The organism is Micromonospora alfalfae, from assembly GCF_022230925.1.
Taxonomy (GTDB): Bacteria; Actinomycetota; Actinomycetes; order Mycobacteriales; family Micromonosporaceae; genus Micromonospora; species Micromonospora alfalfae.
This window is the reverse complement of sequence record NZ_JAKKFH010000017.1, coordinates 1-25832: the sequence shown is the minus strand read 5'-3', so window position 1 is coordinate 25832 and position 25832 is coordinate 1. Positions and strand designations below refer to the sequence as shown.

At 71.2% G+C, this 25832-nt stretch carries 23 protein-coding genes; 7 read left to right on the top strand and 16 right to left on the bottom strand.

Annotation, left to right across the window (positions count from 1 at the left end; genetic code table 11):
• Positions 1 to 125 precede the first annotated feature (125 nt).
• Positions 126 to 749, top strand: a complete 624-nt coding sequence (locus MED01_RS15210) for a DUF998 domain-containing protein (RefSeq protein WP_238669218.1) — start codon at positions 126 to 128, stop codon at positions 747 to 749.
• Positions 750 to 845: 96 nt separating this feature from the next.
• On the opposite strand, the gene MED01_RS15205 is transcribed toward MED01_RS15210, so the two are convergent.
• Entirely contained in the window at positions 846 to 1892 is a 1047-nt protein-coding gene (locus MED01_RS15205; RefSeq protein WP_238669217.1) for a S1 family peptidase, read from the bottom strand.
• Between the two features lie 388 nt (positions 1893 to 2280).
• Positions 2281 to 2757 (bottom strand): winged helix-turn-helix transcriptional regulator, encoded by a 477-nt coding sequence (locus MED01_RS15200; protein WP_238669216.1) that lies wholly within the window; start codon positions 2755 to 2757, stop codon positions 2281 to 2283.
• 55 nt (positions 2758 to 2812) lie between these two features.
• Here MED01_RS15200 and MED01_RS15195 point away from each other — a divergent pair, with 55 nt between their 5' ends.
• The gene (locus MED01_RS15195; protein WP_238669215.1) at positions 2813 to 3319 is read left to right on the top strand and encodes a PaaI family thioesterase; all 507 of its coding nucleotides are present in this window, start codon (positions 2813 to 2815) and stop codon (positions 3317 to 3319) included.
• 153 nt (positions 3320 to 3472) lie between these two features.
• Here the strand turns inward: MED01_RS15195 and MED01_RS15190 are convergent, their stop codons facing one another.
• The 3 genes from MED01_RS15190 to MED01_RS15180 all read right to left on the bottom strand — a co-directional run bounded on the left by MED01_RS15190 (position 3473) and on the right by MED01_RS15180 (position 6598).
• Complete coding sequence (locus MED01_RS15190; protein WP_238669214.1) at positions 3473 to 4414, bottom strand: acyl-ACP desaturase; 942 nt, start codon at positions 4412 to 4414, stop codon at positions 3473 to 3475.
• A gap of 71 nt (positions 4415 to 4485) precedes the next feature.
• A complete protein-coding gene (gene hisS, locus MED01_RS15185) occupies positions 4486 to 5814 on the bottom strand; it encodes a histidine--tRNA ligase (protein ID WP_238669213.1) in 1329 nt (442 codons plus the stop codon).
• 73 nt (positions 5815 to 5887) lie between these two features.
• Positions 5888 to 6598: an MBL fold metallo-hydrolase gene (locus MED01_RS15180; RefSeq protein WP_238669226.1), complete on the bottom strand. Its 711-nt coding sequence runs from the start codon at positions 6596 to 6598 to the stop codon at positions 5888 to 5890.
• 270 nt (positions 6599 to 6868) lie between these two features.
• On the opposite strand from MED01_RS15180, the gene MED01_RS15175 reads away from it, so the two are divergent.
• On the top strand, positions 6869 to 7753 hold the full coding sequence (locus MED01_RS15175) for a peptidylprolyl isomerase (RefSeq protein ID WP_238669212.1): 885 nt from the start codon (positions 6869 to 6871) through the stop codon (positions 7751 to 7753).
• A 59-nt stretch (positions 7754 to 7812) separates the two neighbouring features.
• Positions 7813 to 8655, top strand: a complete 843-nt coding sequence (locus tag MED01_RS15170; RefSeq protein ID WP_238669211.1) for a peptidylprolyl isomerase — start codon at positions 7813 to 7815, stop codon at positions 8653 to 8655.
• Positions 8656 to 8749: 94 nt separating this feature from the next.
• Here MED01_RS15170 and MED01_RS15165 read toward each other — a convergent pair whose 3' ends face one another.
• The 8 genes from MED01_RS15165 to ruvC all read right to left on the bottom strand — a co-directional run bounded on the left by MED01_RS15165 (position 8750) and on the right by ruvC (position 18202).
• The gene (locus MED01_RS15165; RefSeq protein WP_238669210.1) at positions 8750 to 11272 is read right to left on the bottom strand and encodes a RelA/SpoT family protein; all 2523 of its coding nucleotides are present in this window, start codon (positions 11270 to 11272) and stop codon (positions 8750 to 8752) included.
• Positions 11273 to 11469: 197 nt separating this feature from the next.
• A complete protein-coding gene (locus MED01_RS15160) occupies positions 11470 to 12036 on the bottom strand; it encodes an adenine phosphoribosyltransferase (protein ID WP_238669209.1) in 567 nt (188 codons plus the stop codon).
• A gap of 78 nt (positions 12037 to 12114) precedes the next feature.
• Positions 12115 to 13314 (bottom strand): protein translocase subunit SecF, encoded by a 1200-nt coding sequence (secF, locus tag MED01_RS15155; protein WP_238669208.1) that lies wholly within the window; start codon positions 13312 to 13314, stop codon positions 12115 to 12117.
• A gap of 1 nt (position 13315) precedes the next feature.
• Complete coding sequence (gene secD, locus MED01_RS15150) at positions 13316 to 15235, bottom strand: protein translocase subunit SecD (RefSeq protein WP_238669207.1); 1920 nt, start codon at positions 15233 to 15235, stop codon at positions 13316 to 13318.
• Positions 15236 to 15512: 277 nt separating this feature from the next.
• Positions 15513 to 15869, bottom strand: coding sequence for a preprotein translocase subunit YajC (gene yajC / locus MED01_RS15145; protein ID WP_238669206.1), 357 nt, complete (start codon positions 15867 to 15869; stop codon positions 15513 to 15515).
• A 122-nt stretch (positions 15870 to 15991) separates the two neighbouring features.
• On the bottom strand, positions 15992 to 17059 hold the full coding sequence (gene ruvB / locus MED01_RS15140; RefSeq protein ID WP_238669205.1) for a Holliday junction branch migration DNA helicase RuvB: 1068 nt from the start codon (positions 17057 to 17059) through the stop codon (positions 15992 to 15994).
• Between the two features lie 16 nt (positions 17060 to 17075).
• Positions 17076 to 17678, bottom strand: a complete 603-nt coding sequence (gene ruvA / locus MED01_RS15135) for a Holliday junction branch migration protein RuvA (protein ID WP_091401818.1) — start codon at positions 17676 to 17678, stop codon at positions 17076 to 17078.
• Positions 17675 to 18202, bottom strand: a complete 528-nt coding sequence (ruvC, locus tag MED01_RS15130) for a crossover junction endodeoxyribonuclease RuvC (RefSeq protein ID WP_112584546.1) — start codon at positions 18200 to 18202, stop codon at positions 17675 to 17677. Before ruvC ends, ruvA begins: the two co-directional genes overlap by 4 nt.
• 620 nt (positions 18203 to 18822) lie before the next feature.
• Here ruvC and MED01_RS15125 point away from each other — a divergent pair.
• Positions 18823 to 19605, top strand: a complete 783-nt coding sequence (locus tag MED01_RS15125; RefSeq protein WP_124817383.1) for a 3-hydroxybutyrate dehydrogenase — start codon at positions 18823 to 18825, stop codon at positions 19603 to 19605.
• Between the two features lie 14 nt (positions 19606 to 19619).
• On the top strand, positions 19620 to 21539 hold the full coding sequence (locus MED01_RS15120; RefSeq protein ID WP_238669204.1) for a helix-turn-helix domain-containing protein: 1920 nt from the start codon (positions 19620 to 19622) through the stop codon (positions 21537 to 21539).
• Positions 21540 to 21682: 143 nt separating this feature from the next.
• Here MED01_RS15120 and MED01_RS15115 read toward each other — a convergent pair whose 3' ends face one another.
• From MED01_RS15115 to MED01_RS15105, 3 genes are all read right to left on the bottom strand, one after another.
• On the bottom strand, positions 21683 to 22291 hold the full coding sequence (locus MED01_RS15115; protein WP_238669203.1) for a TetR/AcrR family transcriptional regulator: 609 nt from the start codon (positions 22289 to 22291) through the stop codon (positions 21683 to 21685).
• Between the two features lie 11 nt (positions 22292 to 22302).
• Positions 22303 to 23871, bottom strand: a complete 1569-nt coding sequence (locus MED01_RS15110) for an MFS transporter (RefSeq protein WP_238669225.1) — start codon at positions 23869 to 23871, stop codon at positions 22303 to 22305.
• An 84-nt stretch (positions 23872 to 23955) separates the two neighbouring features.
• Entirely contained in the window at positions 23956 to 24627 is a 672-nt protein-coding gene (locus MED01_RS15105; RefSeq protein WP_238669202.1) for a transcriptional regulator, read from the bottom strand.
• A 357-nt stretch (positions 24628 to 24984) separates the two neighbouring features.
• Here MED01_RS15105 and MED01_RS15100 point away from each other — a divergent pair.
• Positions 24985 to 25832: SPFH domain-containing protein (locus MED01_RS15100; RefSeq protein ID WP_238669201.1), on the top strand; the 848-nt coding region annotated here is incomplete at its 3' end.

Below are 25832 nucleotides of genomic sequence, written 5' to 3'. Positions count from 1 at the left end.
ATCGGGCCTCGTCCCCGCCTGATCGGGCCTCGTCCCCGCCTGCACCGGCGTCCGCACCGTCGACGCGTCGGCACCGGGCGCGCGCGGCCGGGGAACTCCGCCGATCGCGCCGCTACGATCGCCCGATGTCCGCCGTTCCCCGTTGGACCCTGCTGTCGGCCGGTGGCGCACCACTGTTCCTCGTCGGCGGCTGGACACTGGCGCAGGCCGCCCAGTCCGACGGATTCGACCCGGTGCGGCAGACCATCAGTGCGCTTGCCGCCGCGGGCGCGGACCATCGCTGGATCATGACGATCGGGCTCGCCGGCCTGGGCCTCTGTCACCTGGCGACCGCGTTCGGCCTGGTCAGCGCCGCACCGATGGGCCGAGCGCTGCTGGCGCTGGGTGGGCTGGCGACCCTGGTGCTTGTCGCGTTCCCGCAGAACCCGGACGGTGACTCGACGACGCACGCCGTGGCCGCCGGGGTCGCGTTCGGGGCGTTGGCCGTCTGGCCGGCCCTGGCGGTGCCCCGTCGGGGCGCACCGTCGCTCGATCGGGAGCGCGACCGCCCGCCGGCCCCCGTACGCCGGGCGGCGCTCGCGGCGGCGGTGGTCCTCCTCGGGCTGGTCGGCTGGTTCGCCGTCGAGCTCCTCACCGGTGGGGCGTGGACCGGGCTGACGGAGCGGCTGGCGGCGGCCGCCGAGGCGGGCGTACCGCTGGTCGCAGTGCTGGTCTCCCGGCGGCGGCCGAGGCCGTCCCGACCCGGCTGAGCGCCGTCGCGTCCGCCCGGTGTCGGCGGGGTTCGGTGGCCGTCGACGCGACGCGGGCCGCCGGAGAGTTCCGGCGGCCCGCGAGTGGTGCGTGGATCAGAAGACGCTGACGCCGTAGCGGCTGAGCGCCTCGGTGACCGGCTGGAAGTAGGTCGTGCCACCGGTGCGGCAGTTGCCGCTACCACCGGAGGTCATGCCCAGGGCGGTGCCGCCGGCGAAGAGCGAGCCGCCGCTGTCGCCCGGCTCGGCGCAGACGTTGGTCCGGATCAGACCGGAGACCGAGCCCTCGGCGTAGTTCACCGTGGCGTTGGTCGCGTTCACCGAGCCGCTGCGCAGGCCGGTGGTGCTGCCGGAGCGCTGCACCGACTGGCCGACCGACGCGTTGCCGGAGCCGGTGATGTCGCGGAAGCTGCCGTTGTAGAGCGAGACGTTACCGGCGGCGTTGGCCGAGTTGTTGTGCCGCACGATGCCGTAGTCGTTGCCCGGGAAGCTGGTGCCGGTACGGGTGCCGAGCAGCGAGGTCTGGGCGGAGTTCGAGTACCAGCTGGCCGAGATGTTGGTGCAGTGCCCGGCCGTCACGAAGTAGTAGGTGCTGCCACTGCGCACGTTGAAGCCGAGCGAGCAACGCCCGCCCCCGCCGGCGTAGATGGCCTGGCCGCCGGAGATCCGGGTGCTCAGCACGCCCGCCTCGGCCTCGACCCGGACCGCGCCGTTGGCCCGCGCGGCGGCGGCCTTGACCCGCTCCAGCTTGGCCCCGGTGACGGTGCTGTCGACGGAGACGACGACCTGGTTGGTGACCGGGTCACTCCACCAGGCGGTACCCGGGATCTTGGCGGAGCGCTCCAGCTCGGCCGTGGCCCGGTTGAGCTCGGCGGCGCCGCGGGTGACGTAGCGGACGACGGCGCCGGCCTTGCTCGCCTTGCTGGCGGCGGCCGCGTCGGTCACCGTGACGACGGATTTGCCGCTGGCGTCGATGTACGAGCCGGCGGAGCGGTCGCCGAGTTCCGCGGAGATCGCGGCGGCGGCGTCGGGGGACGCGGCAGGAGCGGCCTGGGCGGGCGCGCCGATGAGCGAGCCGACGACCAGGGTTCCGGAAACGGCGACTGTGGCCGCAACGCGGAATGTTGACCTCGTGGGTCGCATGTAACAAACCTCCTGGGCGGGGGAGCGGGTCTGCCGGGGGCGGCTGACCCGAGGGCAACCCGGCCGATCTGGGGAAACCGGCCGGATGAGACTGAAGTATTCACATACTTAAGATCATTAACAAGGGTTGAATTCGTCCGGATTCACCGACCTCGGTTGGCCACGCGGCCGCAACACCCCCGACACGCTGGCGAACAGCCACCGTCACACCCAACCGACAGCCGGCCACATTCGGCGCGCACGGTCATCGATGTCTGCCCGCGCCGGGCGTCGGGTGCACCGCGCACAGGAGGGCACGGCGAGGCGCCGCGCGACGGGCGACGGGGACGGGCGCCTGGGCGTCAGGGTGCGATGGGCAACGGACGTCTCGGGGTGCGGCGGGCTCGGGTCAGGGGGTACGGCGACGGGCGCCGGGGCCAGGACTGGGCACCACGTCGCGGGGCTGACCCACGTCGTGCCCGTCGGCGCAGCGAAGTTCGGCGCGTACCGTCGCGCCGCAGTCGCGGTGCGTGACACTGAGCGGAGACCCCTCCGCGTCGGCGAGGTACCGGTCGCCCCAACCGAGCACGGCGACCAGCACCGGCCACAGATCCAGGCCCTTCTCCGTGAGCCGGTACTCGTGGCGCAGCCGGCTGCCGGGCTCCCGGTACGGCTCGCGACTCAGCACGCCCTGCTCCACCAGGCTGGCGAGCCGGTTGGTCAGCACCTGGCGCGGAATGCCGGTGCGTACCCGCATGTCGTCGAAGCGGCGTACTCCGGTGAACACCTCGCGGAGCACCACAAGGGTCCACCGCTCACCGAGGACCTCCATCGCGCGGGCGATGGTGCAGTTCTCCACTGACCAGTCCAGAGCCGCGGGTCGCATCCGACCAGGCTAGATCTCGTTGACAGACTCAGCAACCTGCTGCCAGGCTGCGTCCATGACGCAGACGCAGGAACCAGTGCGCAGCCGTACCTTCACCTGGGCGGACCCGTCGGTCAACGCCGCCCAGGTCGGTCGACGCAGCGGCCTGGACATTCTCCGGGCGATGATCGCCGGCGAGCTGGCCGCGCCGCCGGTGATGCACCTTCTCGACATGGCCAGGATGGAAGCCGACGAGGGCCGGGTCGTCGTCGAGCTGACTCCCCAGGAGTTCCACTACAACCCGCTCGGCAGCGTCCACGGTGGCGTGCTCTCGACCCTGCTGGACACCGCCGCGGCGTGCGCGGTGCACACCACGCTGCCCGCCGGAGTCGGCTACACCTCGCTGGACCTCAACGTGAAGTTCCTCCGCCCGGTCACCGTGGACAGCGGCATCCTGCGCTGCGAGGGCACTGTGCTGCAACGCGGCCGCCGTACGGCCCTGGCCGAGGCCCGCATCACCGACGCCGCCGACCGCCTGATAGCCCACGCCACCAGCACCTGCCTCCTCCTCCCCCTCCCCTAACCCACCCCCACCCCCAACCCCACCCCCAAGACCCCCAACCCCGCAGCCCTCTGGGTTGATCATGAAGTTATTGCGCCGACACGCCGACCCGAGTGGCAATAACTTCATGATCAACGGGGTGGGGTGGGGGGTGGGGTTGGAGGGGTGGGGGGTTTAGCGGAGGGCTAGGCGGGCGGCTCGGGCGTCGCGCTTCTCCTCGAAGCGGCTCGCGGCGCGGTCCAGGTTCTCCAGCTGGGCGGCGAGCTGCTCGCGGGCGGCCTCACCGTCGGCGTTGAGGCCGGTCACGTTGAAGACGTCCCACTGACGCAGGACCGGCTGCAGCACCTCGTCGCGGTGCTGGCGCAGGTCGTAGATGCCGGCCAGGGCGATCGCCACCGACTTGCGGGCGAACCCGTCGATGCCGCTGCCCGGCATCTGGAAGTCGTCCACCACGTCGGCGACTGCCCGCATGGCCTGGCTCGGGGCCAGCTCGAACGCGGCCGCGAGCAGGTTGCGGTAGAAGACCATGTGCAGGTTCTCGTCGGCGGCCACCCGGGCCAGCAGCGCCTCGCAGGTGGGGTCGCCGGTGGCCTTGCCGGTGTTGCGGTGCGAGATCCGGGTGGCCAGTTCCTGGAACGAGACGTACGCCAGCGAGTGCAGCACCTCGTCGCCGTGGGCGTTGGTGTAGCCCTCCGACATGTGGGTCATCCGGGCCCGCTCCAGCGCCACCGGGTCGACCGCCCGGGTGACGGTCAGGTAGTCGCGGATCGCGACGCCGTGGCGACCCTCCTCGGCGGTCCACCGGTGCACCCAGGTGCCCCACGCGCCGTCGCGACCGAACAGAGTGGCGATCTCGTGGTGGTACGAGGGCAGGTTGTCCTCGGTCAGCAGGTTCACGATCAGCGCGGTGCGGGCCACGTCCGGGATTGTGGAGTCGGTCGGTGACCACGCCTCGCCGCCGAGCGGGCCGTCGAAGGTCCGCCCCTCGCTCCACGGCACGTACTCGTGCGGGAACCACTCCTTGGCGAGCGAGAGGTGGCGGTCCAGGTTGCGTGCGACAACCGGCTCCAGCTCGACGAGCAGCGCGGTCTGGCTCACTGTGGTGCTGACGGTCACGAGAAACTCCCTACGGTGGCGTAACTTACGCTACCGTAGGTCCCCGCGGCCGTCAGCGCCAGTGGGGACACTCAACCGACAGTGGGTTTGAGGTCTGCCAGGGGTGGCGTCCACTCCCCCGCACCGGCGGTGACCTGCTCACCGGAGCGGATGTCCTTCACCTCGTCCGGCGCTCCCTCGGCACCGGGGAACCAGACGTACGGGATGCCACGCCGCTCGGCATAGCGGATCTGCTTGCCGAACTTCGCCGCGCTCGGCGACACCTCGGTCGGCACCCCGCGCCGCCGCAGCGCCTCGGCCACCCGGTTGCTGGCCGTACGCTGCTCCTCGCTGGTCACCGCGACGAGCACTGCGGTCGGCACCTCCCGCGAGACCGACAGCTCCCCCGCGCCGAAGAGCAGACCGAGCAGCCGGGTCACGCCGATCGAGATCCCCACCCCCGGGTACGAGACGGCGCCGGCGCTGGCCAGGTTGTCGTACCGGCCGCCGGAGCAGATCGAGCCGAAACGCTCGTAGCCGCGCAGCTGGGTCTCGTAGACGGTGCCCGTGTAGTAATCCAGCCCACGGGCGATGCGCAGGTCCGCCACGCAGAGGCCGGGCGAGTGCTCGGCGGCGGTATCCACCACCCGGACCAGTTCCTCGATGCCCTCGTCGAGCAGCGGGTCGCTCACCCCGAGCGCCCGGACGGCATCGGCGAACGACGCGTCCGGGGCGGAAATCTCGGCCAGCGCCAGGCACGCCTTTGCCTGCGCCTCGCTCGCCCCGGCGGTCTGGGCCAGCAGGTCGGCCACCTTCGCCGGGCCGATCTTGTCGAGCTTGTCCACGGCCCGCAGCGCCGCCTCCGGGTCGGTCAGGCCGATGCCCCGGTAGAAACCCTCGCAGATCTTGCGGTTGTTGACCTGGATCGTCACCGGTGGGATCGGCAACGAGCGCAGCGCGTCCCCGATGACCAGCGGCATCTCCGCCTCGTGGTGCGCGGCCAGGGTGTCCCGGTCGACGATGTCGATGTCGGCCTGGACGAACTCCCGGTAGCGCCCCTCCTGCGGCCGCTCGCCCCGCCACACCTTCTGAATCTGGTAGCGGCGGAACGGGAAGCTCAGCTTGCCGGCGTTCTCCAACACGTACCTGGCGAACGGCACGGTCAGGTCGAAGTGCAGGCCGAGCTGGTCGTCACCACCGGCACCCTCGGCGTCGGCGTGCAGCCGCCGGATCACGTAGACCTCCTTCGAGGTCTCGCCCTTGCGCAGCAGCTGGTCCAGCGGCTCCACGGCGCGGGTCTCCAGCGGCGCGAAGCCGTACAGCTCGAAGGTGGCCCGGATCCTGTCGAGCACGAACTGCTCGATCATCCGCTGGCCGGGGGTCCACTCCGGGAAGCCGGAGATGGGCGTGGGCTTGCTCATCGGCGTACTCCTTGCGGTTCCGCGCCGGTGGCGCGGTGGTGTCGTGGGTCCGCGCGCGGCGCGGACAGAAGATCTAGAGGCCCCGGGTGGGAGCGGCCGGCGACGTGCCAGCCACCTCGATGAGGTACGGGTTGCTGGCGCGCTCGCGGCCGATGGTGGTGCTGGGGCCGTGGCCGGGCAGCACGACGGTGTCGTCGGCCAGCGGAAGAATCTTGTCGCGCAGGCTGGTGAGCATGGCCGGCATGCTCCCGCCCGGCAGGTCGGTGCGGCCGATCGACCCGGCGAAGAGGACGTCACCGGAGAGGCACAGCTCGTCAGCCTCCCAGTTCGACCCGGCGCCCGGCAGCCGGAACAGCACCGACCCGCCGGTATGGCCAGGGGCATGGTCGACGGCGATCTCCAGGCCGGCGAGCGTGAGGGTGGCGCCGTCGGTCAACTCCGCCACGTCCTCCGGCTCGGTGTAGCTCAGCCGGCCGCCGAAGAGCGACGTCAAGTCGGTCGAGAGGCCCTTGGACGGGTCGGCCAGCATCTCCCGGTCACCGGGGTGCACGTACGCGGTGATGCCGCGCGCACCGCAGACCGGCGCGACCGAGAAGGTGTGGTCGAGGTGGCCGTGGGTGAGCAGCACGGCGGCCGGATGCAGGCGGTGCTCGGCGAGCAGCGCGTCGAGCTGGTCGAGCACCCCGATGCCGGGGTCGACCACCACGCACTGCTCCCCCGGCGCGGTGGCAACCACGTAGCAGTTGGTGCCGAAGGCGTCCGCGGGAAAGCCGGCCACGAGCACGGGCACTGTCCTCTCCGTCGAGCAGCTGTCGTCCTGCCCAGCAGCCTATCGGGCGGGCCGAGCGAGTTTGCCGCGTCCGTCCCACGGGCCTCGTGGGGCACAGTGACAACCTCCGATAAGCGCTGCTCGGGACGGGGTGGACCTCGTACACCACATTCCCAGTCACTAGCCGTACACTCTGGCGGGCGTGTGGCGCGGCACACGTCACGCCCGGACGGGCCGGGGCTACCGGCCGCCGGCGACGACCAGGTAGAGGAAAGGGGAGCACTGGTGGCTTCCAGCAGGGACCGGCAGCGCAAACTGGCGCGGGCCAAGCTCGACCGGCAGTTGGCTCGCCGGGCCGCCTCGACGAGGCGCCGACGGCAGATCCAGGCCGGAGTTGGCGCCGCTCTGATCCTTGTGCTGGTAGTGGCCGGCTCAGCCTGGGCGCTCGGGGCGTTCGACTCCGACCCGAAGCAGAACACGGCCGCTGAGGACACCTGCCTCTGGACGCCGCAGGACGCGACGGCAAACACCAACCTCAAGGACGTCGGCACGCCGGCCACCAAGGATCTGCCCACCGACGGCACCCGGGCGATGACAGTGACCACGAACCAGGGCGCGCCGATCACCGCGGAACTGAACCTGACCAACTCCCCGTGCGCGGCGGCGAGCATCGCCCACCTGGCGAGCCGGTCGTTCTACGACAACACCAAGTGCCACGAGATCACCGCCGAGGGCGCGCTGCGCTGCGGCGACCCCAGCGGCACGGGTCTTGGTGGGCCGACCTACTCGTTCTACGACGAAGAGTTGCCGACCGTCCCGTCGGCGTCGCCGTCGGCCAGTCCGGCCCCCGGCCAGCCGCCGACGTACCCGAAGGGCACGGTGACGATGGTCTCCAACCCGCCGGGCAGCAACGGCAGCCAGTTCCTGATTTTCTTCAAGGACTTCACCACCGCCGACCCCAAGTACCCGGTCATCGGCCGGGTGACCGGCGGGCTGGACGTGGTGGAGAAGATCGGCGCCCTCCCGACCGTGGACAATGGGACCGGGGCGAAGGTCAAGCCCAGCACCGATGTGACGATCCAGAGCCTCACGGTCGGTGAGCCGGTCACCGGTGCGGCACCGGCTCCCTCGGCCTCCGGCACACCGGCCAGCAGCCCGAGCGCCGGCTGACCGGGCGCCACCACCCACCCAAGCGGCACCCAGCAGCAACCAGCCAGGAGGATCCAGGCGTGACGTCCACCAGAGAGCGGCAGCGCGCGGCGGCACGCGCCCGGCTCGAGAAGGAGATGGCCGAGCGCGCGGCCAAGGCCCGCAAGCGCCGGCAGACGACGGCGATCGTCAGCGCGGCTGCCGCGCTGGTGCTCGTGGTCGCCGGCACCGTCTGGCTGGCGGTGAGCCTCGGCGGCGACGACGACAACAAGAGCGACACCGCCGCGCCGGCGGCGGGCGCGGCCGAGTGCGCGTACACCGCGCTGCCCACCGAGCAGCGCCCCCCGCAGATCAAGGACGTGGGGGTGCCCAGCAACGAGCAGTCCGCCAAGGGCGTCCAGACCATGACGATCGACACCAACCTCGGCCCGATCACGGCCAAGGTCGACCGGTCGCTGGTGCCGTGCACGGCGGGCAGCTTCACCTACCTCGCGGAGAAGAACTTCTTCGACAACACCAAGTGCCACCGCCTCGTGAGCGAGGGCATCAAGGTGTTGCAGTGCGGTGACCCCAGCGCCACCGGCAACGGCTGGCGGGACACCGACGGCCAGGGCGGCCCGAGCTACCGGATGGCCGAGGAGAACCTGCCCACCGACAAGCGCCCGCCGTACCCGGAGGGTGTCATCGCGATGGCCAAGGCCCAGGATCCGGGGAGCACCGGCAGCCAGTTCTTCATCGTCTACGGCGACTCGCCGCTGGACCCGGCGTACACGGTGGTGGGCACCATCACCGGCGGCATGGACCTCGTCAAGGACGTGGCCAAGGCCGGCGACGACGGGGCGTTCGCCCAGCAGGCCGGGGGCGGTCACCCGAAGAAGGAGGTCATCATCAAGGACCTCACGATGAGCAACCCGCAGGGCTGACCCCCGCGCGCACGACGAAGCGCCCGCCGGCTGAGCCGGCGGGCGCTGTCATTTCCGCTGTACGCGTCGAGCCCCGAGACCGATCCGGTGGGCGTCAGGCGCCGGAGGTGACCCGGTAGGCGTCGAAGACGCCGTCGACCTTGCGCACCGTGGCCAGCAGGTGGCCCAGGTGCTTCGGGTCGGCCATCTCGAAGCTGAACCGGCTCACCGCCACCCGGTCACGGGTGGTGGTGACGGTGGCGGAGAGGATGTTGACCCGTTCGTCGGAGAGCACCCGGGTGACGTCGGCCAGCAGCTTGTGCCGGTCCAGAGCCTCGACCTGGATGGCGACCAGGAACGTCGACGCGGAGGTGAGCTTCCAGCTCACCTCGACGACCCGCTCGCTCTGCGCGCGCAGGTCCTCGGCGTTGGCGCAGTCGTCGCGGTGCACGCTCACCCCGCCGGAGCGGGTGACGAAGCCGAACACCGAGTCCGGTGGGACCGGTGTGCAGCAGCGGGCCAGCTTGATCCAGACGTCGCTGACGCCCCGGACCACCACGCCCGGGTCGGCGCTGCTCTGCCGGCTGCGCGGCGGCCGGGTGGCGACGGCGGTCTCGGCGATGTCCTCCGCCGCGCCCTCCTCGCCGCCGTACGCGGCCATCAGCTTCTGCACCACCGACTGCGCGGAGACCTGGCTGTCGCCGACCGCTGCGTAGAGCGAGGCCACGTCGGCCAGGTGCAGGTCGCGGGCGATCGACATGAGCGCGTCGGAGGTGAGCATCCGCTGCAACGGCATGCCCTGCTTGCGCATCGCCTTGACGATCGCGTCCTTGCCGGCCTCGATCGCCTCCTCGCGCCGCTCCTTGTTGAAGTACTGCCGGATCTTCGTCCGGGCGCGCGGGCTCTTGACGAAGCCCAGCCAGTCCTGCGTCGGGCCGGCCGTCTCGGACTTCGACGTGAAGATCTCGATCACGTCGCCGTTGGACAGCGTCGACTCCAGCGGCACCAGCTTGCCGTTGACCCGCGCCCCGATGCACTTGTGCCCCACCTCGGTGTGCACCGCGTACGCGAAGTCCACAGGTGTCGACCCGGTCGGCAGCGGGATGACGTCACCCTTCGGGGTGAAGACGTACACCTCCTGGCTGGACAGGTCGAAGCGCAGCGCGTCCAGGAACTCGCTCGGGTCGGCCGCCTCACGCTGCCAGTCGAGCAGCTGCCGCAGCCAGGTCATCTCGTCGATGTGCGCGGGCGGGCCGACGATCTGGGTGCCCTTGTGCTCCTTGTACTTCCAGTGCGCGGCGATGCCGAACTCCGCGGTGCGGTGCATCGCGTACGTGCGGATCTGCATCTCCACCGGCTTACCGGTGGGCCCGATGACAGTCGTGTGCAACGACTGGTACATGTTGAACTTGGGCATCGCGATGTAGTCCTTGAACCGGCCCGGCACCGGCTGCCAGTTGGCGTGGATGACACCCAGCGCCGCGTAGCAGTCCCGAACGGTGTCGACCAGGATCCGCACACCGACCAGGTCGTAGATGTCGTTGAAGTCGCGACCCCGCACGATCATCTTCTGGTAGATCGAGTAGAGGTGCTTCGGCCGACCGGTGGTCTCCGCCTTGATCTTGGCGGCCTTCAGGTCGATCTGCACCTTCTGCGTCACCTGCCGCAGCAGCGCCTCGCGCTGCGGCTGGTGCTCCCCGATCAGCCGGTTGATCTCCTCATAGCGCTTCGGGAAGAGCGTGCCGAAGGACAGGTCCTCCAGCTCCCACTTGATCGTGTTCATACCGAGCCGGTGCGCCAGCGGCGCCAGGATCTCCAGCGTCTCCTTGGCCTTCTGCTCCTGCTTGGGGCGGGGCAGGAAGGTCAGGGTGCGCATGTTGTGCAGCCGGTCGGCCAGCTTGATCACCAGCACCCGCGGGTCCTTCGCCATGGCCACGACCATCTTGCGGATCGTCTCGGCCTTGGCCGCGTCGCCCAGCTTGACCTTGTCGAGCTTCGTGACGCCGTCGACCAGCAGGGCGACCTCGCCACCGAAGTCGGCCCGCATCTGGTCGAGGGTGTACTCGGTGTCCTCGATGGTGTCGTGCAGCAGCGCGGCGACCAACGTGGTGGTGTCCATCCCCAGGTTGCCGAGGATGGTCGCCACGGCCAGGGGGTGGGTGATGTAGGGGTCGCCGGACTTGCGGTACTGCCCGGAGTGCCACCGCGCGGCAGTGTCGAAGGCGCGCTGGAGCAGCCGGGCGTCCGCCTTGGGGTGGTTGTCCCGGTGGCTCGCGATCAGCGGCTCCAGCACCTCGCTGACCTGCGAGGTCTGCCAGGGCGCGTTGAACCGGGCAAGCCGGGCCCGGACCCGCCGACCGGTGGGCGCGTTGGACAGCCCGAAGCCACCGCTGGGCGACGGATCGATGCCCGCGTCGGTCGGGAACGGCACCACGACGCCATCGGCGCCGGGGGACGCCTCAGCGCTCGGCGGGCCGCTGGTCGGACGCACCGCGCTCTCACCGGCAGCCCGACCGGAGCCGTTGCCGGTGCCCGTCACCCGGGCCGGCGCGTCGCCTGTCCGGTCGGTCACCGAGCCGTCAGCGTCGCCTGTCGGGTGCACCGTGCCCTCCGCCGGAGGGACGACATCGTGGGACACCGGCCTCCTCACCGCTCGCCGGAAACACGCCGGCCGAAGATCGGCCGACCTGGTCTCGCCCGCCGGACGGCATACCGCCGGCGTCAGCAAAGGGCAATGCTACCCGCACGGACGGTCCCCTGCCGCTCCGCCGGACGGTCGGCGCCGGGTCCATCCGACGGGTCCGGGATCAAACGGTCAGCAGAGTATCGACCGGTTCAAACAGTCAACAGGGCGTGGACGGGACGCGGCGCCAGTCGCTCACGCCCACCCAGGAAGCCGAGCTCCAGCAGCACAGTGAAGCCACTGACGGTGCCGCCGGCCCGCTCGACCAGGTCCAGCGTCGCCTCGGCGGTGCCACCGGTGGCCAGCACGTCGTCGACCACCAGCACCCGGTGCCCGGCGGTGAAGGCGTCCTCGTGCACCTCAAGGGTGGCCTCGCCGTACTCCAACTCGTAGGAGACCGAGTGCGCCGGGCGGGGCAGCTTGCCGGCCTTGCGCACCGGCACCACGCCCACCCCCGTCGCGTACGCGATGGCCGCCGCCACGACGAACCCGCGCGCCTCGATGCCGACCACCACGTCGAAGGCGTCCCGCCCGTGGTACGCGACGATCCCGTCGATCACCTCACGGAAGACCTTGCCGTCGGCGAACAGTGGCATCAGGTCCTTGAACATGACGCCGGGCTTGGGGAAGTCGGGCACGTCCAGCACCCGACTGGCGACCAGTCGGGCGACCTCCGGGCCACTGTCCCCGCGCGCTGCGGTGCTGTGGGTCTCCGTCACGGCTGTTTCGCTCTCCTTCGACGACGAACGGCGTCCGGCAACAGCATGCCGGACGCCGTTCGGGTGTTTCCTGTCGGGTCAGCGCCGCTTGGCGCCACCCGGCCGGTTGCCGCCGCCACCCGGGCGACCGCCCCGGGCACCGGTGGGCCGCTTGCCCGCCGGCCGAGCGCCCACCTTGGGGGCGGCACCGGCCAGCGCGGCGGCGTCCTGATCGACGGGCTCGTCGGTCGCGTCGGCCTGGGCCACCGGGCTCGCGGCAGCACCCTTACCGGCGACCTCGCCGCGGCCGACCGCACCCCGCCGGGTCAGGACGCGCTTGTTGTGCGCCTGGATCCGCGGGTCGTAGTTCTTCAACAGCGCCAGCAGCGGGGTGGCCACCAGGATGGAGGTCAGGAACGCCACCGCCATACCGACGAACAGCACCAGACCGAGGTCCTTCAGCGTGCCGGCACCGAGCAGGCCGGCACCGATGAAGAGCAGACCACCGACCGGCAGCAGGGCGACCACCGAGGTGTTCAACGACCGCATCAGGCTCTGGTTGATGGCCAGGTTGGACGCCTCGCTGTACGTCTGGTTGTTGTTGGCGGTGATGCCCCGGGTGTTCTCCTGGACCTTGTCGAAGACCACCACCACGTCGTAGAGCGCGAAGCCCAGGATGGTGAGGAAGCCGATGATCGTCGACGGGGTGACCTCGAAGCCGACCAGCGAGTAGATGCCGGCGGTGAGGATCAGGTTGGTGATCAGCGAGGCGACTGCGGCCACCGCCATCCGCCACTCGAAGCGCAGGATCAGGTAGACCATCACCAGTGCGATGAAGATGACCAGACCGAGTACGGCCCGCTCGGTCACCTGGCTGCCCCAGGCCTCACTGACCTGGTTGTCGCTGATCTGGTCGGCGCTGATGCCGAGGTCCTCGGCGATCTGGGCCTTGACCGCAGTGGCCTGCTCGGCGGTGAGCTGCGGCGTGCGGAGCTCGTAGGAGTCGCCGCCCGGACCGCCGACCTTCTGCGTGGTGGCCACCATGACGCCGGTGTTCTCGGCGGCGAGGGCCGAATTGACCTCCCGCTCGGCGTCGTCGAGGGTGCCGACGCTGGCCGGCACCTGGAACGAGTTACCGCCGGCGAACTCGATGCCCAGGCTGAACCCACGGATCGAGAAGCTGAGGATCGCGATCAGGACCAGGACACCGGCGACGCCGAACCAGAGCTTGCGCCGACCGACGATGTTGAGACCGGCCTCGCCGTTGTAGAGGCGGCTCGCCAGACCGTTTTGAGCCATCTCAGGCCTCCTTGGCGCGCGGGTTGCGGGGCTGAGTCGGCTGGTTGCGGGCCGGCAGTGCTCGGCCCAGACCGCTGACCCGCGGGGACAGGAACGCCCGGGTCCGAGCGAACATCGTCATGATCGGGTGCCGGAAGAGGAAGACCACCACCAGGTCCAGCACAGTGGCCAGGCCGAGCGCGAACGCGAAGCCCTTGACCGTGCCGACCGAGACCACGTAGAGCACCACAGCGGAGAGCAGCGTGATCGCGTTGGCCGAGATGATCGTCCGACGGGCTCGGATCCAGGCGCGGGGCACCGCGCTGCGCGGGCTTCGCCCCTCCCGGATCTCGTCTTTCAGACGTTCGAAGTAGATGACGAACGAGTCCGCCGCCACACCGAGCGAGACGATCATGCCGGCGATGCCGGCGAGGGTGAGCGTGAAGCCGATCTGCCGGCCGAGCACCACCAGCGCGCCGAAGACAAGCAGCGCGGAGAGGATGAGGCTCAGGAAGATCACCGAGCCGAGCAGCCGGTAGTAGAAGAACGCGTAGATGATGACCAGCAGCATGCCGATGCCGGCCGCGAGCAGACCGGCGCGCAGGTGGCTGGCACCCAGCGTGGCGGTGACGTTCTGCGCCTCCTGCTGCTCGAAGGTCACCGGCAGCGCGCCGTAGCGGAGCTGGCCGGCGAGGGTGCTGGCGTCCTTCTGGGTGAAGGTGCCGGTGATCTGGGAGTTGCCGGTCAGCACGCCCTGGATCTCCGGGGAGGAGACGATCTTGTTGTCCAGCACGACTGCCACCCGGCACTTGCCGTCCTGACCCAACGCGGTCGCGTCGCAGGCCTGGCCCTCGTTGTTGAACGCCTCACGCGTCAGCGAGGTCCACTTGCCCTGGCCGTCGCCGGTGAAGTCCAGGCTGACCACCCAGGCGTTGGTCTGGTCGAGCACCGCGTCGGCGTCGGACACGTCGGTGCCCAGCACCTTGGCCTGGTCGAGCAGGTACTTCGACGCGCCGTCCTCGCAGGAGACCACCTGCTGCTTCGCGTCGGAGATCGACGCCGGGGGGCGCTGGTCGAGCTGCGCGCAGCCGATCGTCGGCACGTTGAACTGCATCTGCGCCGGCAGCACCGCGACCTCCTGCGGAGACAGCGTGCCGAACGGCTTGAGCTTCTCGGCCAGCGACGGGTCGGCGCTCAGGTCGGCCGGAGCCTGCAACCCGTTGGCGGCCTGCCAGGCGGCGGTGCCGACCTTCTGCTCGACGGCCTTGCGCTGCTCCTCGACGCTGGCCGGCACCGGCTCGGCGCTGGCGCTGGGCGCGGCGGCGCTCGGCGAGGCGGTGGCGGACGCGGAGGGGGTCGGCGTGGTGCTGGGCGACGCCGGGGCCATTCCGCCCTGACCGCCGCTGGGCGACGAGGTCACCTTCGGTGAGGCGCTGCCCGCCGGGGTCGGCGTCGCGGCGCCGGACGGGGTCGCGCTGCCGGTCGGGGCGGCGCTACCGGACGGGGCCGGCGTGGCGGCGGGCGGCGCCTCGGCCACCCCGCTGCCGGAGGCGGCCTTGAGCACCTTGCGGAAGCGCAGCTCAGCCGCTTCACCCACGTCGTCGAGGTTCCGGTTCTCACCGGGCAGGGAGATGACGATGTTGCGGTTGCCCTCGGTGACCACCTCGGCCTCGGCCACGCCGAACGCGTTGACCCGGCTCTCGATGATCTCGCGGGCCTCCTCGAGGTTCTCCGCCGTCGGGGGCTTGCCGTCGACGCTGTTGGTCGCCTCCAGTGTCACCCGCGTGCCGCCGATGAGGTCCAGGCCGAGCTTGGGCTCGAGCCGGTCCTTCCAGCTGCCGCTGGCGCCGGCGAAGAACACCAAAAGATAGAGGACCACGAAGATGAAACCGAGCACGGCGAGCTGCCGCCCGGGGCGCATCTGTCCCTGAGGTGGTGCCACGGCTGTCCTGTCTCCCTGTACGGTCGCGCCGCTGTCGCAGCGGCGGCGGTGTCGGGCCGGGGGTTCCGCCCGACGGGTCTGCCTTGAGCCGACGAGGTGCCGACACGAGGACCGGGCACCCCGGCGCGGAACGCCGACGGTCACGGGAACGTGCCGACGCCCGGCGTCGACCCAACTATCCAGTTTTCACGTCTCGTCCGCTGCCCCGTTCGGGCGCGACGACCCGGAATGCGGCCCACCGGCCGTACGCCGGACTCGCCGCTCCCGGGGGGAGGGGTCACTCCTTGACGGTGTCCGCGTCCTCGGTGACCGGCTCGCTCGGCAGCTCCGCGCGGGTGACCACCCGCGCGATGGCCGGGCGGGCGTAGCGGGTCTGCACGCCCGGGGCGACCTCGATCAGGACGGTGTCGTCCTCGATGCCGGTGACAGTGCCGTAGAGCCCACCGATGGTCACGACCTCGTCGCCGGGGCCGAGGTTGGACTGCATCGCCTCCGCCTCTTTGCGGCGCTTCTGCTGGGGTCGGATCATCATGAAGTACATGACGCCAAAGAGCAGGGCGATCATCAGGATCGGCGTGATGCCGCCGGCCCCACCACCCGCTGCTGCCAATTGCACGGTTACTGACCTTCCCATTGGCCACCTCCCCGGCACCGTGGGTGCCGGAGCGGAGGCGGAATCTCACGTCCTGTACAGACCGCGGCGAAGTCTAAACCCTGCACCTGGGAACGCCGAATGCGGCACAGATCACGTTCACATCACGGCTGATCGACATCCAAGGAGAACAAGTCGGGCACAGGCGGGCTATCTACACCAAATGTACCATTCGGCGGTGTGCGCCCCAGATGCCGCCAGGCGGCCTCGGTCGCCACCCGACCCCTCGGCGTACGGGCCAACAGCCCAGCCCGCACCAGGAACGGCTCGCAGACCTCCTCGACCGTGTCCGGCTGCTCCCCCACCGCCACGGCGAGGGTGGACAACCCGACCGGGCCGCCCCGGAACGAGTCGACCAACGCGGTCAACACCGCGCGGTCCAACCGGTCCAGACCGAGCGCGTCCACGTCGTACACGATCAGGGCCGCGCGGGCGGTGTCGAGATCGACCACCCCGTTCGCCCGAACCTCGGCGTAGTCGCGGACCCGCCGCAGCAGCCGGTTCGCGATCCGCGGGGTGCCCCGGGACCGACCGGCGATCTCGGTAGCCCCCTCCGGAGTGATCGGCACCCCCAGGATCCGCGCCGAACGGTGCAGCAGCGTCTCCAGATCAGCCGGGGCGTAGAAGTCGAGGTGCGCCACGAAGCCGAACCGGTCCCGCATCGGCCCGGTCAACAGGCCCGAGCGGGTCGTCGCGCCAACCAGTGTGAACGGCTCGACGTCCAACGGGATCGCCGTCGCCCCCGGCCCCTTGCCCACCACCACGTCGACCCGGAAGTCCTCCATCGCGCTGTACAGCAGCTCCTCGGCCGGCCGCGCGATCCGATGGATCTCGTCGATGAAGAGCACGTCGCCCTCGGCGAGGCTGGTCAGGATCGCCGCCAGATCACCGGAACGCTCGATAGCCGGGCCGCTGGTCACCCGGATGCCCGCGCCCAGCTCGGCGGCGACGATGTTGGCCAGACTCGTCTTACCCAACCCGGGTGGGCCGGAGAGCAGGATGTGATCCGGCGGCGACCCCCGCCGCATGGCCCCCTGCAACAACAGGTCGAGCTGGTCGCGTACCCGGTCCTGGGCGATGAACTCGGCCAGCCGCCTCGGCCGTACCGTGGCCTCCGCGTCCCGATCGGCGTCGCTGACGTACGCCGAGACAAGCCCCTCGGTCTCGCTCATCGTGCGGCCCGCGCGGTCATCGGGTGCGGCCCAGCAGTCGGATGGCCTGCTTGAGCAGGACCGGCACCGGCGGGGTCTCACCCTCGATCGACTCCGCCACCGCGGCCACCGCCTGGTCGGCCTGCCCGGCCGTCCAGCCCAACCCCACCAGCGCCTGCCGGACCTGGTCGGGCCAGCTGCCGCGGGTCACCCCGGCCACCCCGTCGGCGCCGATCGGCACCGGGCCGATCCGGTCACGCAGCTCCAGCACCAGTCGTTCCGCGCCCTTCTTGCCAATCCCGGGTACCCGGGTCAGGGCGGCCGTGTCGGCGTTGGCGATCGCCTTGCGAACCGCGTCCGGGGTGTGCACCGCCAGCACCGCCTGGGCCAGCCGCGGGCCGACCCCACTGGCGGTCTGGAGCAGCTCGAACAGGGACTTGGCGTCGTCGTCGGCGAAGCCGTAGAGGGTCAGCGAGTCTTCCCGCACGATCAAGCTGGTGGCGAGCCGGGCCACCTGGCCGACCCGCAGCTCCGCGAGGGTCCCCGGGGCGCAGTGCACGGCAAGCCCGACCCCGCCGACCTCGATCACTGCCTGGTCCGGACCCGTCGCGGTCACCGTGCCGCGCACGCTGGCGATCATCGCGCTCCTCCTCGTCGTGCCCGGTCCGCCGCGGCGGCCAGCTTGGAGCGGGTTCCGCCACGCCACACGTGGCAGATGGCCAGGGCCAGCGCATCGGCGGCGTCCGCCGGCTTCGGCGGCTCGGCCAGCCGCAACAGCCGGGTCACCATGGCGGTCATCTGCGCCTTGTCGGCCTGACCGGACCCGGTCACGGCGGCCTTCACCTCGCTCGGGGTGTACGTCTGCACCGGCAGCCCGGCCCGCGCCCCGGCCAGCACGGCGATGCCACTGGCCTGCGCGGTGCCCATCACGGTGCGAACGTTGTGCTGGCTGAACACCCGCTCGACGGCGACGCTCTCCGGTTGGTGCTCGGCGACCAGCTTGTTCAGCGACCGGTCCAGGTGCAACAGACGCAGCGCCAGGTCGTCGGCCGGGTCGGTGTAGACCACGTAGTAGGCGACCAGGGTGCAGGGCCGGCCGGGCACACCCTCGACCACGCCCACCCCACACCGGGTCAACCCCGGGTCCACACCGAGCACGCGCACGCCGCCCCCTCCCCAGCCGTCAGCAGTACGTGTGTTCGACACCCTAACCGGCGCCCCTCCCACCAGTCCCACGGGACACGCCCTCCGCACCCCGCCCCTCGCGCCCCGCCTCGCCCTTCCCCCTCGCGCCCCGGCTCGCCCCTCGCCGCCCCTCGCGGCTCCCTGCGCCCCTGCGGCCTCACGCCCGTTGCCCCCGCGCCGCACACCCCGCGCCGCACACAAGCACACCCGCACCCCACGCCCCACACCCCACGCCCCACGCCCCACGCCCCACGCCCCGCGCCCCGCGCCAAGATCGCGCTGGAACCAGGATGTAGTGGCCACGAGACACCGGGAAGCCACTACAACCAGGATCTTGCGCGATCTTGCCGCGCAAGGCACGGCCCGGCGGGATGCGGGCGAGTGCGGGCGGGAGCCCGGGGGCGGGTGCCGGCGGCAGCCCGGCGGCCGGTGCGGGCGGCAGCCCGGGAGCGGGAGCGGGCGGCGGCGGGGCGGGCGGGAAGACGCCCGGTGGGGTGGGAGCGGGCGGCAGGGGGCGGGTGGGGCCACACAGCTTTGGTACGGAGTATGTGTCGCTGGCCCATGTGCCGGGGGGCACACAGCTCGTAACTTCTTGCGCCATGACGGCAGAACCCGTGGTGGTCCCCCACGTCGTACAGGTCGACCTTTCCGGTCGGACCGCCCTGGTGACCGGGGGCGGCGGCGGCATCGGGCGGGCGTGTGCCCTGCGGCTGGGCGCGGCCGGCGCCAAGGTGCTCGTGGTGGACCGCAACCTGGAGGCGGCCAAGGCGGTGGCCGCCGAGGCCGGTGGGCGGGCCGAGGGTGTGGACCTGTCCGACGCCGCGGCGGTGGATTCGCTCGACGTGGACGTGGACATCGTGGTGAACAACGCCGGGCTCCAGCACGTAGCACCGTTGCAGGACTTTCCCGTTGAGCGTTTCGAGTACATCCAGCGGGTGATGGTGGAGGCACCGTTCCTGCTGATCCGCCGGGCGCTGCCGCACATGTACGCCCGGGGCTGGGGGCGGATCGTCAACATCTCTTCGGTGCACGGGTTGCGTGCCTCACCGTACAAGGCGGCGTATGTCTCGGCCAAGCATGCCCTGGAGGGGCTGTCGAAGGTGGTCGCGTTGGAGGGCGCCGCGCACGGTGTCACCGCCAACTGCATCAACCCGGCGTACGTGCGTACCGCGCTGGTGGAGAGCCAGATCGCCGACCAGGCGGCCAGTCACGGTATCGACGAGGCCGAGGTGATCGAGAAGATCATGCTGGCCCGGGCCGCGATCAAACGGTTGATCGAGCCGGAGGAGGTGGCCGAGCTGCTGGCGTACCTCTGCTCGCCGCCGGCGGCGTTCATCACCGGGGCGTCGATAGCCCTCGACGGGGGCTGGACGGCCAACTAGTGGGGCTGAGCACAATGTCGACCATGTCTTCGCCGGTGGAGTTCCTTGAGTTGCTCGCCCGAGAGGCAGCGGCGGTCGAGTTCGAGGGACCGCTGGTGGCCGCGCGGGCCGCCGGGCTGCCACCGGACCGGCTGGCCGAGCTGGAGCAGGCCAAGTCGGTGGCGTTGCGGGTCCGCGCGCTGCTGGAGCGTCGCCGCCGCCGGGAGAGCGAGCTGTCCGGCCTGTACGACACCGTCAGCGACCTGGCCGGGCTGCGCGATCTGGACGACGTGTTGCGGGCGATCGTGCACCGGGCCCGTCATCTGCTCGGCGCTGATGTGGCGTACATGACCCTCAACGACGACGAACGTGGCGACACCTACATGCGGGTGACCGACGGGTCGGTGTCGGCCCGTTTCCAGCGGCTGCGTCTGCCGATGGGCGCTGGTCTCGGTGGCCTGGTGGCCCAGTCCGGCGCCCCGTACGTCACCGCCAACTACGGCGAGGACGCGCGCTTCCACCACACCGGCGAGATCGACGCCGGGGTGGGCGAGGAGGGTCTGGTGGCGATCCTGGGGGTGCCGCTGCGGCTCGGTTCGACCTCGATCGGGGTGCTCTACGCGGCCAACCGTTCGGCGCGACCGTTCGTCCGGGAGGAGGTGGCGCTGCTGGTGTCGCTGGCCGCGCACGCCGCGGTGGCGATCGACACCGCCCGGCTGCTGACCGAGACCCGTTCGGCGTTGGCCGAGTTGTCGGCGGCGAACACCACCATCCGGGCGCACAGCAGCTCGGTGGAGCGGGCTGCGGCGGCACACGACCGGATGACCGCGCTGGTGCTGCGCGGCGGCGGCGTGGAGGACGTGGCGGCTGCGGTGACCGAGGTGCTGGGCGGCGCGCTGCTGGCGCTGGACGCCGAGGGCCGCCTGCTGGCCCGGGTGGGTGAGATCGAGGAGCCGGACCGCGCGGACATCGTCGAGGCGGTGGCCGCGTCGCGGACCGAGGGGCGCAGCGTACGTCGGGGTCCCCTCTGGTACGCGGCGGTGGTGGCGGGCGCGGAGAACCTGGGCGCCCTGGTGCTCCGCCCGGACGACGAGTTGGTCGACGCCGACCAGCGCATCCTGGAGCGGGCGGCGTTGGTGACCGCGCTGCTGCTGCTGTTCCGCCGGACTGTCGCTGAGGCGGAGGGTCGGGTGCGTGGCGAGTTGCTGGACGACCTGATCGCCCGCCCGCTGCGTGACACCGACGCGCTGCGCAGTCGGGCCCGTCGGCTCGGGGTGGACCTGGACGCGCCGCATGTGCTGGTGGCGGTGGGCGACGACGCGATCGCCGCTACCGGCTCGGCTCGGCAGCGGGTGCTCTCCTGGGCCACCACGTACGCCTCGGCGCGCGGCGGGCTGGCCGCGGCGCGCGACGGCCGGGTGGTGCTGATGCTGCCGGGGTTGGACGCGGGCGGCAGCGCCCGCGCGGTGGCCCGGGACCTGTCCCGGGTGACCGGTCGACCGGTGACCGCCGGGGCGAGTGGCCCGTCGGACACGCCGGGGGCGCTGGCCGGGACGTTCCAGGAGGCGGACCGGTGCCTGACGGCGCTGGGTGCGTTGGGCCGCGCCGGGCAGGGCGCGAGCACTGTGGAGTTGGGCTTCGTCGGGTTGTTGCTGGGCACTGTCGGTGACCGGGGTGAGAAGGACGTGACCGAGTTTCTCGGCGCGACAGTCGGGCCGGTGCTCGACTACGACGCCCGGCGAGGCACGGCTCTGGTGAAGACGCTGGAGGCGTACTTCGGGGTGGGCGGCAGCCTGGCCCGGGCCGCCGAGCAACTGCATGTGCACGTCAACACTGTGACGCAGCGGTTGGAGCGGGTCGGGCAGTTGCTCGGCGTCGACTGGCAGCGGCCCGAGCGGGCGCTGGAGGTGCAGCTCGCGCTGCGCCTGCACCGACTGCGCACGCCGGCCGGCTGACCGGGGCCGGTCGGCGGCACGAACGCCGCCGACCGACACCGGCGGGTACGAACCCCGCCGACCGAGCCCCGCACACCGGCGGGCGCAGGAGCCGCTGACGGAGTGCCAGCCAGGCCCCAACGCCGCCGCCCGAGCGCTCGGCGTCAGCGGGCCCGGATGCCCTCCAGCACGGCGTCGACGACCCGTTCGGGCAGGGCCTGCTCGTCCAGGTCCGGGTTCCACTGGAGCACCCGCTGGATCAGCATCGGCCCGGTGAGCAGCGCCATCGTCACCTCGACGTCGATGTCGGCACGCAGCACCCCTTCGTCGATGCCGCGCCGCAGCACCTCGCGCATCAGCTGCCGCCGGGGCGAGATGATGTTCTGGTAGAGCTGGAACTGGTCGGCGCTGCGGTTCACGGCGGGCGCCAGGCAGGGCATGATCTTGGCCGCTCGCGGGTCGACGTTCTTGCCGATCGCACCGACCAGCAGCACCAGGTCGTCGCGGACGGAGTGGCCCGCCGGCTGGGCCAGGACGCCCTTGAGGCGGCGCAACGCGTCCAGCAGCAACGCGTCCTTGCCCGCCCAGCGGCGGTAGATGGTGGCCTTGCCGACCCCGGCGCGGGTGGCGATCGCCTCGATCGAGAGCGCCTCGATGGTGCTGCCCTCGGCGAGCAGGTCGAGGGTGGCCTCGATGATCGCCTCGTCGGCGCGGATGCTCCGCGGTCGACCGGGCGACCGCGGAGCATCAGCAGTGGACGTCATGTCCGTCATTCTCCCCGAACCTATGCCGTACCGGCCAGCTCAGGCTCGGCGACCGGCGCCGCCGGGGCGACGCTGGTCTCCTCCTTGCCCGGCATCCAGCGCAGCACCACGATGATCCCGAGTGCGGCGATCACCGCGGAGAGCCCGGCCGCCCAGTGCATGGCGGTGACGAAGGCGTCGTTGGCCGCCGAGATCAGCCCTGGCGCCGCCGGGCCGAGCTGACCCGCCGCCGCGTACGCACCGGAGATCGACTCGTTGGCCGCGTCCTGGGCCTGCGTGGGCAGACCGGTCAGCGCGTCACCGATGTCGCTGCGGTAGACAGCGGAGAGCACCGAGCCGAGGACTGCCACGCCGAGCGCGCCGGCCACCTGGCGGATGGTGTTGCTGACCGCGGAGCCCACTCCGGCCTTCTCCCGGGGCAGCGCCGACATGATCGACTCGGTGGCCGGAGGCATGATGTTGGCCATCCCGGCGCCCTGGATGAGGAAGACGAGCAGCACGATCCAGATCGGGGTGGAGGCGCCGATGAAGACGAACGCGCCGAGTGACACCACTGTCAGCGCCAACCCGACGGTGGCGACGGCCTTACCGCCGTAGCGACGGACCATCGCGGCGCTGCGCGGCGCGAAGACCAGTTGGGCGCCGGCGAAGGGCAGGAAGAGCAGACCGGTCTGCAACGGGCTGTAGTCGCGCACGAGTTGCAGGTAGAACGAGCCGAAGAACATCGAGCCCATCGCGGCGAAGAAGACCAGGCCGACGATGGCGACCGGCGCGGCGAACCGGGGCACCTTGAACAGTCGGACGTCCAGCGACGGGTGGTCGCTGCGCCGCTCGTGCTGGACGAACCAGGCCAGCACCGCGATGCCGACCAGGATCGAGCCCCCGGCCAGCGGGCGGCCGAAGCCGTGCTCGCCGCCGTCGATGATGCCGTACGAGAGGGCGACCAGGCCGACCACGGAGAGCAGCACGCCGAGCACGTCGATCCGGCCGGGCCGCGGGTCACGCGACTCGGGGACCAGCAGCGCCACCAGAACCACCCCGGCGACGACAACCGGCACGTTGATCAGGAAGACCGAGCCCCACCAGAAGTGCTCCAGCAGCGCGCCGCCGAGGATCGGGCCGATCGCCACGGCGAGACCGACAGCGCCGGCCCAGACTCCGATGGCCCGACCACGCTCGCGCGGGTCGAAGACGTTGGAGATGATCGACAAGGTAACCGGCATGATGGCCGCGCCGCCGACCCCCATCAGGGCGCGGGCCGCGATGAGCTGTCCGGGGCTCTGGGCGTACGCGGAGAGGAGCGACGCCAGGCCGAACAGCACCAGACCGATCATCAGGAAGCGCTTGCGGCCGGCGCGGTCACCGAGCACCCCGAAGGTGAACAGCAGCCCGGCGAAGACGAGCGTGTAGGAGTTGATGGACCACTCCAGCTCGCCCTGGCTGGCACCGAGGCCGTGCACCGGGTCGGCCAGGGTGCGCAGGGCGACGTTGAGGATCGTGTTGTCGAGGACGACCACGAGGAGGCTGATCACCAGCACCCCCAGGATCGCCCACCGCCTCGGGTGTCCGGTGTTGTTGTGCAGCTCCATGCCTGGCTTTCCCCCCATGCTGATCACCCGCGACGAAATACGATACGGGTCAGACTCGTAACGCGGGTCAGCCTACGACGCGTATTAACGATACGGCACCGATCCGTATCGTATGTGGCGGGCATCACGCCCGGACGTGACCGCCAGGCAGGCGTCGACGGCCTCCGTCAACGTGCCGAGACGGACCGCCGGACCGCCGAGCGGCTCGATCCAGCCCGGCCCCGCGCCGTACACGCGAAGGAGCGGAAAGTCCCGGGCGAAGCGCACCAGGCGGTACGCGCGGCCGGTGAGCGGCGTCTGCGACCAGAGCACGACGGTGCGCGGGCAGGCCCGGTGCACCGCGCCGGTGAGCGCGGACCAGGGCAGCGCGGGGCCGAGGTTCAGACAGCCACGGCCCTGCTCGCGCAGCGCGGCGGCGAGCGCCAGCAGACCCAGGCTGTGCGCCTCCTTCTCCGCGCCGGCAAGCAGCACCCCGCCGGTGGGCAGTGAACGGCCCGGCTCCCGGCGGTACGCGTCCAACCCGACCCGGACGCCCTCGAAGAGGGAATGCTCGATGACGATCTCGGCGGCCGTGCGCCCGGACAGCCGGGCCAGCAGCGGACGGCAGACCTGCTCCCAGAGCGCCGGCACGCCCCACGCCTCGACCAGGTCCAGCACCAGCGTCGCCACGCCGTTGGCGTCCAGGTCCTCGGCCGCCAGCGAAACCTGCTTGTGCGCGATCTCCACGGCCTCCGCCGGCATCGGATCGGTCAGCACCAGACGTACCCCCGGGGTAGACGTTCTCTACCCCGGGGGTTCGCTCGGAGGCCGCGTGGCGGATGCACCGTCGGGCGAATTTTCAGCGGCGGCGGGCCGCCAGCGGTGGGCCAGCGCGGGACGCCGCCCCGGATGCCGCGCCGGAACAGCACCACGACGAGGACGAAGATGCCACCGGTCACCGGGCCGATCGTCGCGTGGACGAGACCTACGGCGGGCCGCCAGAGTCGAACCGTGTCGATGGGATCGATCGTCGACCCGCTGTTGACGTGCGTGAACTCCACTCCCCCGCGCCGTCGACTTGACCGGACCCCCTAGGTTGATGATCCACACAGCCCATCGGAAGGTCCCCACCCCATGCCCGTCGGCTTCACCATGGCGATCGTCTTCGCCGTCGCCCTCGCGGTCAGCGCCGTCGTCGCACTCGTCGCCCCCGCACGGTCGTTCAAGCGGATGGCCGCCCTCGCGGCGCTCGGCTTCCTCGCCCTCACGCTTCTGGTCGGCATCGCCTCCAGCGCCCACTCGGTGCCCATCCGCTCGGTCGGCATCGTCACCAGCTTCGGCAAGCCCACCGGCGAGGTGACCGGCTCGGGCCTGAAGTGGGTGGCGCCCTGGCAGAAGGTCGGCGAGTGGGACGCGGGCCGCCAGAAGTACGACCACATCGGCGGCGACAACTGCGTACGAGTGCGCACCGGCACCCTCGCCGACGCCTGCGTCGAGGTGCTCGTCGAATGGCAGGTCAAGCCGGAGAACGCGCCTAAGCAGTTCATGGACTACAAGGGCGACTTCGGCAGCTTCCGGGGTCAGCGGGTCGGTGTGCAGCTCGACAGCGCGGTCAACGACGCCTTCGCCGCGTACAACCCGCTGGAGAAGATCGACGCCAAGACCGGCGACCTCAACGTCGACCTGAAGCCGTTCGCCGCGAACATCAAGACCAGCGCGGAGACCCGCCTCACCACCGACGTGGACATCCTCTCGGTGACCATCACCCGGGTGAACCACGACGACAAGACCGAGGGCAACATCAAGGCGTTCCAGGACAAGCTGGCGCAGACCCGCAACCTGGAGCAGGACCGCAAGAACGCCGAGATCTCCAAGCAGATCACCGAGACCAACGCGACAGTCGACAAGGTGACCCGTTGCCTGGAGATCGCGGAGAAGAACGGCGCGAACCCGGGACTCTGCATCAACCCGGGCATCGTCAC

Coding starts and splice junctions, on each gene's coding strand:
- MED01_RS15210 (WP_238669218.1), top strand. CDS start 126: ATGTCCGCCGTTCCCCGTTGGACCCTGCTGTCGGCCGGTGGCGCACCA.
- MED01_RS15205 (WP_238669217.1), bottom strand. CDS start 1,892: ATGCGACCCACGAGGTCAACATTCCGCGTTGCGGCCACAGTCGCCGTT.
- MED01_RS15200 (WP_238669216.1), bottom strand. CDS start 2,757: ATGCGACCCGCGGCTCTGGACTGGTCAGTGGAGAACTGCACCATCGCC.
- MED01_RS15195 (WP_238669215.1), top strand. CDS start 2,813: ATGACGCAGACGCAGGAACCAGTGCGCAGCCGTACCTTCACCTGGGCG.
- hisS (WP_238669213.1), bottom strand. CDS start 5,814: ATGAGCAAGCCCACGCCCATCTCCGGCTTCCCGGAGTGGACCCCCGGC.
- secF (WP_238669208.1), bottom strand. CDS start 13,314: ATGGCTCAAAACGGTCTGGCGAGCCGCCTCTACAACGGCGAGGCCGGT.
- yajC (WP_238669206.1), bottom strand. CDS start 15,869: ATGGGAAGGTCAGTAACCGTGCAATTGGCAGCAGCGGGTGGTGGGGCC.
- ruvB (WP_238669205.1), bottom strand. CDS start 17,059: ATGAGCGAGACCGAGGGGCTTGTCTCGGCGTACGTCAGCGACGCCGAT.
- ruvA (WP_091401818.1), bottom strand. CDS start 17,678: ATGATCGCCAGCGTGCGCGGCACGGTGACCGCGACGGGTCCGGACCAG.
- MED01_RS15125 (WP_124817383.1), top strand. CDS start 18,823: ATGACGGCAGAACCCGTGGTGGTCCCCCACGTCGTACAGGTCGACCTT.
- MED01_RS15120 (WP_238669204.1), top strand. CDS start 19,620: ATGTCGACCATGTCTTCGCCGGTGGAGTTCCTTGAGTTGCTCGCCCGA.
- MED01_RS15115 (WP_238669203.1), bottom strand. CDS start 22,291: ATGACGGACATGACGTCCACTGCTGATGCTCCGCGGTCGCCCGGTCGA.
- MED01_RS15110 (WP_238669225.1), bottom strand. CDS start 23,871: ATGGAGCTGCACAACAACACCGGACACCCGAGGCGGTGGGCGATCCTG.